This window comes from Pseudonocardia spirodelae (assembly GCF_037727765.1).
In the GTDB taxonomy this organism is placed as follows: Bacteria; Actinomycetota; Actinomycetes; order Mycobacteriales; family Pseudonocardiaceae; genus Pseudonocardia; species Pseudonocardia spirodelae.
The window spans coordinates 215255-225566 of record NZ_JBBJUP010000008.1 but is presented as its reverse complement, the minus strand read 5'-3'; the positions used below and the strand labels follow the sequence as shown (position 1 = coordinate 225566).

Annotated in this window: 10 protein-coding genes; 8 read left to right on the top strand and 2 right to left on the bottom strand. The window is 75.2% G+C overall.

Going from position 1 to position 10312, the window contains the following annotated elements; translation table 11 throughout:
• The first annotated feature begins 3 nt into the window (after nt 1-3).
• Together WJX68_RS12465 and WJX68_RS12460 are read left to right on the top strand one after the other, a co-directional pair.
• Nucleotides 4-1242 carry a DnaJ C-terminal domain-containing protein gene (locus WJX68_RS12465; protein ID WP_340289964.1) on the top strand — a complete coding sequence of 413 codons (1239 nt, stop codon included), beginning with the start codon at nt 4-6 and terminating at the stop codon, nt 1240-1242.
• Nucleotides 1243-1247: 5 nt separating this feature from the next.
• Entirely contained in the window at nt 1248-1700 is a 453-nt protein-coding gene (locus WJX68_RS12460; RefSeq protein WP_340289914.1) for a heat shock protein transcriptional repressor HspR, read from the top strand.
• Nucleotides 1701-1702: 2 nt separating this feature from the next.
• Here WJX68_RS12460 and WJX68_RS12455 read toward each other — a convergent pair whose 3' ends face one another.
• On the bottom strand, nt 1703-3001 hold the full coding sequence (locus WJX68_RS12455; RefSeq protein ID WP_340289912.1) for an MDR family MFS transporter: 1299 nt from the start codon (nt 2999-3001) through the stop codon (nt 1703-1705).
• 157 nt (nt 3002-3158) lie between these two features.
• Between WJX68_RS12455 and WJX68_RS12450 the strand changes: the two genes are divergently transcribed.
• From WJX68_RS12450 to WJX68_RS12435, 4 genes are read left to right on the top strand one after another with little or no spacing between them, the layout of a single operon-like run.
• Nucleotides 3159-4706: an ABC transporter substrate-binding protein gene (locus WJX68_RS12450; protein ID WP_340289909.1), complete on the top strand. Its 1548-nt coding sequence runs from the start codon at nt 3159-3161 to the stop codon at nt 4704-4706.
• Entirely contained in the window at nt 4703-5644 is a 942-nt protein-coding gene (locus WJX68_RS12445) for an ABC transporter permease (protein WP_340289907.1), read from the top strand. The genes WJX68_RS12450 and WJX68_RS12445 overlap by 4 nt, the downstream gene beginning before the upstream one ends.
• Entirely contained in the window at nt 5641-6495 is an 855-nt protein-coding gene (locus tag WJX68_RS12440; protein ID WP_340289905.1) for an ABC transporter permease, read from the top strand. Before WJX68_RS12445 ends, WJX68_RS12440 begins: the two co-directional genes overlap by 4 nt.
• 57 nt (nt 6496-6552) lie before the next feature.
• Entirely contained in the window at nt 6553-7362 is an 810-nt protein-coding gene (locus WJX68_RS12435; RefSeq protein WP_340289903.1) for a TauD/TfdA family dioxygenase, read from the top strand.
• Between the two features lie 40 nt (nt 7363-7402).
• Here the strand turns inward: WJX68_RS12435 and WJX68_RS12430 are convergent, their stop codons facing one another.
• On the bottom strand, nt 7403-8575 hold the full coding sequence (locus WJX68_RS12430) for a globin domain-containing protein (RefSeq protein WP_340289901.1): 1173 nt from the start codon (nt 8573-8575) through the stop codon (nt 7403-7405).
• Between the two features lie 407 nt (nt 8576-8982).
• Here WJX68_RS12430 and WJX68_RS12425 point away from each other — a divergent pair, with 407 nt between their 5' ends.
• Nucleotides 8983-9690 (top strand): pyridoxamine 5'-phosphate oxidase family protein, encoded by a 708-nt coding sequence (locus tag WJX68_RS12425; protein WP_340289899.1) that lies wholly within the window; start codon nt 8983-8985, stop codon nt 9688-9690.
• A gap of 205 nt (nt 9691-9895) precedes the next feature.
• On the top strand, nt 9896-10249 hold the full coding sequence (locus WJX68_RS12420; protein WP_340289897.1) for a hypothetical protein: 354 nt from the start codon (nt 9896-9898) through the stop codon (nt 10247-10249).
• The last annotated feature ends 63 nt before the right edge of the window (nt 10250-10312 follow it).

Here is a 10312-nt window from a genome sequence, read left to right as displayed (position 1 = left end):
GGAGTGACCCAGCGCGACTGGATCGAGAAGGACTACTACCGCGAGCTGGGCGTCTCCTCGACGGCGTCCCAGGACGAGATCAAGAAGGCGTACCGCAAGCTCGCCCGCGAGCTGCACCCCGACGCCAACCCCGGCGACGAGAAGGCCGAGGCCCGATTCAAGGCGGTGTCGGAGGCCTACGGCGTGCTGGGTGACGAGGCCAAGCGCACGGAGTACGACGAGACCCGCGCGATGTTCGCCGGGGGCGGCGGCTTCGGCGGGTTCGGCTCCGGCGGCGGGTTCCCCGGCGGCGCGCGGCCCGGTGGCGGCGCGGGTGCCGGCGGGTTCGACATCAACGACCTGTTCGGCCAGGCCGGCCGGGGCGCCGGTGGCGCCGCCGGCGCGGGCGGCGGGGACTTCAGCGACATCCTCGGCGACATCTTCGGCCGGGCCGCACGCAACGGCGGCGGCGCGGGCGGCTTCGGCACGGGTGCCGGCGCCCGCCGCGGCCAGGACGTCGAGAGCAGCCTGACCATCTCCTTCGACGACGCGGTGCGCGGCGCGACGGTGCCGATCAAGCTGTCGTCGCCGGGGCGCTGCGAGCGCTGCGGCGGCACCGGGTCCCGGCCCGGCAGCACCCCGCGGACCTGCGCCACCTGCCAGGGGCAGGGGCTGGTCAACCGCAGCCAGGGTGCGTTCTCGTTCTCCGAGCCGTGCCGCGACTGCCGCGGGACCGGCCGCATCATCGACGACCCGTGTCCGGAGTGCCACGGCGACGGCGTGTCCACCCGGACCCGCTCGCTGACCGTGCGCGTCCCGGCCGGCGTCGACGACGGCCAGAAGGTCCGGCTCGCCGGCCAGGGCGAGCCCGGCCGCGGCGGCGCACCCGCGGGGGACCTCTACGTGATGGTCTCGGTGACCCCGCACCGGATCTTCGGGCGCTCCCCGAAGAACGCCGACGACCTCACCCTCACCGTCCCGGTGACCTTCCCCGAGCTCGCTCTGGGTGCGACGCTGACGGTGCCCACACTCGACGGCACGGTCTCGCTGAAGATCCCCGCGGGGACCTCCAGCGGCCGGACCTTCCGGGTGTCCGGGCGCGGTGTGGAACGCAAGAACGGCAAGAAGGGCAACCTGCTGGTCACCGTGGAGGTCGCGGTCCCGCAGAAGCTCGACGAGGCGGCGGCGGCGGCACTGCGGTCCTACGCGGAGGCGACGTCGTCGTTCGACCCGCGGGCCGACCTGCTCGGCACCAGGAGGTGATGGCGGTGACCGGACGACGCACCCCCGACGACGGCCGGGAGCAGCGCGACATCGACGTCGCGCACGACAGCCCGGTGTTCGTGATCTCGGTGGCCGCGCAGCTGTCCGGCCTGCACGCCCAGACCCTGCGCAGCTACGACCGGCTCGGGCTCGTGAGCCCGGGCCGGTCCGCGGGCGGCGGTCGGCGCTACTCCCAGCGCGACATCGCGCTGTTGCGCGAGGTGCAGCGGCTCTCCCAGGAGGAGGGCGTCAGCCTCGCCGGCGTCAAGCGGATCATCGAGCTGGAGCAGATGGTCGACGAGCTGACCGCGCGCCTGGAGGAGGCCACGGCCGAGCTCGACGCGGTGCGGGCCGCCGCCGCGCAGGCGACGGCCGCCGTGCACCGCTCCTACCGGCGCGACCTCGTGCCGGTGGACCGGCGCCGGGCCGTCGTCCGGTGGCGTCCCGACGACACCTGAGCTCAGCTCGCGGCGAGCAGCCCGCGCCGGGCGAGCACTCCCAGCACCACCGCCCCCACCAGCGGCACGACGGTGAGCACCGCGAAGGGCAGCGCCGGCGGGAAGGCGGGGTCCAGCAGCGCCCCGACGCCCGTCGAGCCCACCAGCACCATCAGTCCGCCGAACGAGGCGAGCACCCCGAAGTGCGCGCCGAGCCGCCGCTCCCCGGCCAGCCGCGGCACCAGGTCCTGCGCCACCGGCACGGCGAACATCTCGCCGAAGGTCAGCAGCAGCACCATCAGCACGGCCGGGGCGAGCGCCCACGCCCCGGGCAGGCCCGGCAGCAGCCGTGCGGCGGCGACGACCGCGAACGACGCGGCCATCAGCCCGAAGCCGAGCACGATCGAGCGGCCCGCCCCGAGCCGGCGGCCCCACGCCGTCACGCGCAGCTGCAGGCCGATGACCAGCACCGACATCAGCACGAACAGGAAGCCCAGGGCCGCGGCGCGATCGACGCGCTCCAGCTCGTCGGGCAGTGCCAGGTAGAGCTGGTTGTAGGCCAGCAGCCAGCCGGAGTAGCCGGCGGCGAACAGCATGAACCGCCGGTTGCCCAGCACCTCGCCCCAGCCCGCGAGCATCGGTCGGCCCGCCTGCTCGGCCTCGCGCCACGGCAGCCACCGCCAGTGCGCCAGCCCGACGAGCACGAACCCGGCGGCGGCGACGAGACAGGCCAGCTGGAAGTCCACCAGCAGCAGCGCCGTGCCGGCCAGCGGGCCGGTCACGGTCCCGACCTGCCCGGCGACGGCGAACATCGCGAACACCTCGGTACGGGCCGGCCCCTCCCCGGCGCGCTCGCGCTCACCCGCCTCGCGGGCGAGCGAGGACTCGACCGCGGGGGAGAACAGTGCCGCCGCGAACCCGGTCAGCAGCGCCCCGGCCACGACCGCCGACAGCGTCCCGGCCGCGCCGAGGAGGATGAAACCGATCACGCGCAGCCCGCAGCCGGCGAGCACGACGGGCTTGGCGCCGAACCGGTCGGTCAGGGTGCCGCCGACCACGAACAGGCCCTGCTGGCTGAACGTCCGCAGCCCGAGCACCAGCCCGACGGCGGCCGCGGCGAGCCCGAGGTCCTCCGCGAGATGCGTCGCCAGGTAGGGCAGCACCATGTAGAAGCCCACGTTGAAGGCCAGCTGGGTGCTGATCAGCAGCCGCATCACCGGGGGGAGCTCGACGAAGCGCGCCCACAGGCCGCCCCGGACGGCGGCCGCGGGGGGCGTGGTCACCCCGGGGGCGGCGGGGCGTCGGAGCAGGCTGCGGAGCACGTCGAAGTGGTACCAGAGCCCCTGCGGCTGTCGCGACTTGATGGCAGTAACTACATATGCGCATACATGCAGACACTTGACCGTATGTACAGGCTTACCGAAGATCTCCCGAGCGCCGGGTGACACACGGTCGAGGGCGCAGGAGAGGACAGGTCGCATGCCCGTCGTCGCGTCCCGACGCCGTTCCCCCGTCCGTGCCGCCGCCGCTCTGCTGGCGTGTGTCGCGGTCCTCACCGCCTGCGGCGGCACCGGCGGCGGCACCGGCCGGGTCGTCCCCGACGGCCGGGTCACCATCGCGATGGCGTTCGGCCCGTCCGCGGGATACGCCGTCGACACCGACGACGCGTTCGTCCTGTCCCAGCTCGGCGTCACCGAGTCCCTCGTCGCCTCCGGCCCGGACGGCCGTCCCCGCCCCGCGCTCGCGACGGCCTGGGCCCAGCAGGCCGACCCCCGCACGTGGCGGTTCGAGCTGCGTCCCGGTGTCAGCTTCCAGAACGGCGAGCCGCTGACCGGCCAGGCCGCCGCCGAGGCGCTCAACCGGGTCGCCGGCGTCGCCGCCCCGCCGCGCGCCGTCCGCGGGATCGGCCTGCGGGCCGCCGCCGACGGGACCGGGGCCGTCCGCGTCACGACGACCGCGGCCGACCCGATCCTGCCGCTGCGCCTGTCCGGCGCGAGCACCGCGATCCTGGCCCCCTCGGCGTACCGCAGCACCCCGCCGTCGGTGCAGGGCACGGGGACCGGGCCGATGACCGTCACCGAGGTGAACGGCACCCAGTCGGTCACCCTCGCCCGCAACGACCGCTACTGGGGCGAGCGCCCGCTGCTGGCCGGGGTCACCGCGAACTTCGTGCCCGACCCCGCCGCGCGCGCCCTCGCGCTGCGCGCCGGCGACGCCGACATCGCCCAGGAGCTGCCCGAGTCCGCGGCCCTGGAGTTCACCGGCGACGAGTACGTGAACCAGACCGTCGCCGCGCCGCGCACCGCGTCGCTGATCCTCAACCAGTCCCGCGCGCCGTTCTCCGACATCCGGGTCCGCCAGGCCGTCGCGGCCGCGCTCGACCGCACCGCGCTCGGCGAGCAGGCCCTCGCCGGGTCCGCGGTCCCCGCCTCGGAGCTGTTCGGCCCGGCCGTCGCGTGGGGGTCGCAGGACGCGCCGCCGCCCGCCGACCCGGCCCGCGCCCGGCAGCTGCTGGCCGAGGCCGGGCACGGCCCGGGGAACCCGCTGCGCGTGGAGCTGGGCACCTACGGCGCCCGCGCCGAGCTCCCGACGCTGGCGACCGCCGTCCAGGAGATGCTGCGGGCGGCCGGCATCGAGGCGACCGTGCGCATCGGCGACTACGACGCCCGCGAGCCGCAGCTGCTCGCCGGCGACGTCGACATGTACCTGCTCTCGCGCAGCTACCTGCTCGACGTGCCGGACGCCGGCGCCACCCTCACCTCCGACTACACCTGCCAGGGCTCCTACAACCTCAACCACTACTGCTCGCCGCAGTTCGACGCGCTGCTGGCGCCGCTGGCCACCGAGACCGACCCGGCCGCCCGGCAGAAGGTCTTCACCGAGGCCTCGGCCCGGCTGACCGCCGACGTCGTCGGCATCCCGCTGGTGCACACCAACGCGGGCGGGGTCGGGCACCGGGTCACCGGCTACACCGTCGACCCGCTGGCCAAGACGCTCGTGGTCCCGGGGCTGGCGACGACGGAGTGACCGCACTCGTCGCGCGCAGGCTGCTGGCGCTGCCGCTGGTCGCCGTGGCCGCGGCCGTGCTGGTGTTCCTGCTGCCGCGGTTCTCCGGGCAGGACACCGCGCTGGCGATCATGCGCAGCCGGACCGGGGAGGCGGACCCGGACCCGGCCGTGCAGGCCGCGCTGCGCGCCGAGTACGGCCTCGACGGCAGCTGGTGGGACCAGTTCACCGGGTGGGCGGGCGCGGTGCTGCGCGGTGACCTGGGGATCTCCTGGACCAGCCGGACACCGGTCACCGACCTGCTGCTGCCCGCGCTCGGGGTGTCGCTGACCCTGAGTGTCGCCGCGCTGGTGCTCGCGGCGCTCGTCGGCGTCCCGCTCGGGGTGCACGCCGCCCGCCGGCCCGGCGGGCGGCTGGACCGGGTGCTCGGGGCCGGGTCGGTGCTCGGCGTCGCGATCCCGGAGTTCGTGCTGGGCACCGCCCTGGTGCTGGCCTTCGCCGTCACCGTGCCGGTGCTGCCCGCGACCGGCTGGGGCGCACCGGCGCAGGCGGTGCTGCCGGTGGTCACGCTCGCCGCGTTCCCGGCCGCCCTCGCGACGCAGCTGGTCCGGGCCGAGACCGTCGACGCGCTGGGCCGCCCGCACGTCGTCGTCGCCCGGTCGAAGGGGCTGTCCGACCGGCGGGTGCTGTGGCGCCACGGCGGACGCCTCGCCCTGACCTCGGTGACCTCGCTGTCCGGGCTGTTCCTCGGCGGCCTGCTGGGCGGCTCGGTCGTGGTCGAGGTGCTGTTCGCGATCCCCGGCCTGGGCCGCCTGCTCTACGACGCCGTGCTCGCCCAGGACCTGCCCGTGGTCCAGGCCGGGCTGCTGACGGTCGTGCTGGTCGCGGCCGTCGCCGGGATCGCCGCCGAGCTGGCGGCGCTCGCGCTGGACCCGGTCGCCCGGAGCGCCGTCCGGTGACCGCCTCGACCCTCGCGCGCGCGGTGGGCGCACCGGCCCGGTCCGGGTGGCGGACCCCGCTGCTCCTCGGCGGCCTGGCGCTGGCGGCGGTGCTCGTCGTCGTCGCGCTGCTGCCGCTGGACCCGGTCGCGAACGACCTGTCCCACCGCTTCGCCGGGCCGTCGGCGGCGCACCCGCTGGGCACCGACCAGCTGGGCCGCGACCTGCTCGCCCGGCTCGCCATGGGCGCGCGGGTCTCGGTCGGGTTCACCCTGGTCGCGCTCGCGCTGTGCGCGGCGATCGGGACGGCGACGGGGCTGCTGGCGGGGTGGGCCGGGCGGGCGGTGGGGCAGCTGTTCCAGCGCGTCGTCGACGTGCTCGTCGCGATCCCGGCGGTGCTGATCGGGCTGGTCGTGGTGGCCGCGTCCGGCGGCGCACCGGGGACGTGGTCGCTGCTGGTGGCGATCGTCGTCGCCGGGTGGACGCCGTTCGCGCGGCTGACCTACCAGCTCGTCGTGCGCGAGCGGGCCCGCGAGTACGTCGAGGGCGCGGTCGCCGTGGGCGCCGGGCCGCTGCGGATCGCCGTCCGGCACGTGCTGCCCAACCTGGCCCGCCCGCTGCTGTCGCACCTGTGCCTGCGGTTCGCGAACGTGCTGCTCACGGTGGCCGGGCTGTCGTTCCTCGGGCTCGGGCCGCAGCCGCCCACCCCGGAGTGGGGCGCCATGCTCGCCGACGGCCGGCAGTTCCTGTTCCACGCCCCGCAGCTGGTGCTGCTCCCGGCGGCGGCGATCGTCGGGACCGCCCTGCTGGTGAGCGCGTTCGGACGCGTGCTGGAGGCGCGGTGGGCGACCGGGCCGTCCGGTCAGTTCTGACGGCCGCCCGTTCCTGCAACACTGGTGCGGGAACGCACGAGCTGCAGGAGGTACGTCGTGGCGGTGACCGGAGCGGACGGACGGCGACGGGGCGAGGCCCGGCCGGAGCTGAAGGACCTGGTGGACGACGTCGGCGTCGTCCCGCGGGCGGTGGCCCTCGACGAGGCGCGGCCGGTCCTGGACGGCGACGGCGTCGTCCGGATCCCCGGCGCCGGCTCCGACCCGGAGGCGATGGTCGTCGCCGCGGCCACCCTGCTCGGCGGCCGGCTGCGCGAGCTGTTCGGCATCCGCCCGCAGGGCGGCACCGACTCCCCGGCGCTCGGGCTGCACAACGACGGCGCCCACCTCGAGGCCGACGTGCACGGGCGCACCGTCCGGCTGCGCGACCCCGACGAGGACGTGCTGTTCATGCACTGCACCGCCCCGGCGCCCGCGGGCGGCGACTCGGTGCTCGTCGACGGCTACGCCCTCGTCGACCGGCTCGCGGCCGGGCACCCGTCGCTGCACGCGTTCCTGACGCGCTGCGACGTCGACTTCTTCGGCAGCCGGACGAACCCGCCCCGCGGCGTGCCCGCCACCCCGCTGCTGCGGCGGATGGTCGAGCACACCCGTGGCGGCCGCCGGGCCGTGCGGGCCAGCGACTACGCCCTGCCCGTCCCGCGCGAGCCGGAGTGGGACGCCCACCTGGCCCACGTCGAGGAGTACGCCGACCTGCTGGCGACCGCGTTCGAGGCGGCGCCGCGGTTCCGGCTGGAGGCCGGTGACCTGCTGGTGCTCGACAACTACCGGTTCCTGCACGGGCGCGACGCCTTCACCGGGCGCCGCGAGCTGCACGTGCTCTCGGTGCGCACCACCGAGGCGTTCTGAGCGCGGGGTGGGAGGCGGGCACGGCCCGCCCCCACCCCGGTCAGTCCATCGTGAACGGGTCGTAGGTGATGCGGTCCAGCGGCGTGCCCGCGACCAGCATCCGCGACACGGTCGAGCGGATCATCGAGGGCGACCCGCAGACCAGCACGTCGTGGTCGCTCCACGCGCCGAAGCGGGTCACGACGTCGGCCAGGGTGCCGGTCTCGGCCCCGGACGGCTCGTCCTCGTACTCCACGACCGGGATGACGTCGAGCCAGGGGAAGTTGTAGGACAGCTTCCGCAGCGAGGTGAAGTCGTAGAGGTCGTCCCAGGTCCGGCCGCCGACGAACACCTGGGTGCGGGGCGGGCGCGGCCGCCGGCCGACCTCGTCGAGCAGGGCCTTCATCGGCGCGACGCCAGTGCCGCCCGCGACCATCAGCAGCTCGCGCCGGGTGTTCTGCGGGACGGCCATGCGGCCCATCGGCGGGCCGATCCGCCAGGTCTCGCCGACCCGGCTGTGCGCGACGATCGCGCGGCTCACCCAGCCGCCCTCGACCGCGCGCACGTGGAACTGGATCGTCCCGTCGCGCCGGGGGGCGTTGGCCGGGGACAGGTAGCGCCACAGCCGCGGGCGGTGCGGCGTCTCGACCGAGACGTACTGGCCGGCCTGGTAGGGCACCGGCTGGTCGGTGGCGACGGTGACGACCGCGAGGTCCCAGCCGATCCGGCGGTGCTCGACGACGCGGCCCAGCCACGAGGCCGGCCCGCGCTCGGCGGCGGCGGCCTGCTGCATGGCGTCCGCGACGATGCCGTAGGCGCCGACCCACGCCTGCTCGATCTCCGGGGTCCAGTTCTCGCCGGCGTAGGTGGCGATCGCGGACAGGAGCGCGGCGCCGACCGCGTCGTAGTGCTGGGAGAGCACCCCGAACTTGCGGTGGTCGCGACCGAGCTGCTGCAGGAACGGCACCAGGTCGTCGGGCTGGTCGACCATCTGCACCACGTGCACGAGGGCGCGCAGCAGGCGGCTGCGCTGCACCTCCATGTTCACCGGGAACAGGTCGCGCGTCTCCGGGGCCTGGCTGAACAGCGTCGCGTAGAAGTGTTTGCCGATCTCCTCGGCCTGCGGCTCGACGAGGGCGAAGCTGGCGCGAATGAGCTCGACGGTCCGGTCCGCCTCCGAAGCGGGGCGCCGCGGCGGGGCGACGTCGCCGGCGATCAGCTGGTCAGCAGTCATGCCTGGCGGACACTCTCCTCGGTCGTGCTCCGTGCCGCGGTCCCACCGGACGCCAGCGCCCGGGTTCCGCCGGTTAGGGTACGCGAGAGACTCCATATGCCGGAACGGCGTGCGCAGTCCGGCTCACCGTGGCGAGGTGAGCGGGTACGCATGGTCACTCTTCATCCGTTCGGGGACGGTGGTCACTCGTCATGGCGTGGGTGGCGCCGGGGTCAGGATAGCGCCCGCGGCGCGGAATGCCGACGTGGCGGGGCCCCGGAGGTCTCCGGACATGATCGTTTGGTCCTGGCCGTCGCGGATGGCACCGTTGAGGGGTGCCGTTGCGAACGCCCGCCGTCGTACTGCCCGGACGGGACCGTCCGGCCGAGCCCCCCGCCCCTCCCGCGCCGGTGTCGCCGCACCTCCCGGTGGACCCCGCCGAGGCTCCGCACCGGCCCGGCTCCGCGGGCGAGCACGCGCTGCAGGCCGAGGTCGGCAGCACCGCGCGGGCCGACCGCTTCTACGGCGACCAGGTCCGCGACCGGCTGCTGCCGCGGATGGCCGAGTTCGTCGGGCGGATGGAGATGGCCTTCGTCGCCACCTCCGACGCGCACGGGGAGTGCGACAGCTCGCTGCGCGCCGGCCCGCCCGGGTTCCTGCGGGTGCTCGACCCGCACACGCTCGCCTACCCCGAGTACCGGGGCAACGGGGTCTACGCCAGCCTCGGCAACCTGGTGGAGAACCCGCACGTCGGGCTGCTGATGGTGGACTTCACCGAGTCGCTGATCGGGCTGCACGTCAACGGCCGCGCCCGGATCATGGACGACGACGCCTTCCGCGCCGCCCACCCGGGCCACACCCAGGACCACGCCGCGGGCCGGCGGGCCGAGCGCTGGGTGGTCGTGGACGTGGAGGAGGCCTACATCCACTGCCGCAAGCACATCCCGCGGATGGAGCGGGTGACGCAGCGGCGGGCCTGGGGCACCGACGACCCGGCCCGCAAGGGCGGCGACTTCTTCGGGGCACGGGGCACCGCGCCGCGGGCCCCGCGGCCCGCGCGGCGGCGCTTCCCGAGCACCACGCACCTCGGATCCGGCGCCTCCCGGACGCTGCGCCGACGGCCGCACGCCCGCTGACCTGGGGCGATGTGGCGCACGGCAGGATGCTCCGATCGGGTGAATCGCTGAGCGCAACCTCCTCGTTCGCCTCTCGTTGACCGCTGCAGACCGTCACCGACCGAGCACGCTCGGTCGCCCCGGGCGGTCGGACGACAGGCGACCCCCACGGGCTCCGGGGGCCGCCGCCGTCGTCCTGCATCGGATTCACACAGGAGAAGCAGAGATGCTGTCGAAGAAGAAGATCGGCCTCGTCGTGGCCGGCACCGCCGCCACCCTGGCCGCCGCCGCGCCGTTCGCCTTCGCGGGCGACTACGGCCACGACAAGGGCGACCACCACGGTGCCCCGGCGAAGGCCTGCGCCTTCGAGGGTGGCGACGCCGCCGCCGAGGGCAAGGTCCGCAGCGACTTCGGTGCCGCGCTCGCGCAGGCCCCGGTCGCCGGCTCGAACATCGGCCAGGCGGGCAACTGCAGCGACTTCCTGAACGACAACGTCCGGGACAACCTCAACGGTGACAACGGCAACGGCAACTTCAGCCACAACACCAACAAGATGACGCTGGTCGACAACCGCGACTGAGCTCGTCGTCCCACCCGCGGCCCGTCCGGATCCTTCCGGGCGGGCCGCGGTCGTGTCCGGAGA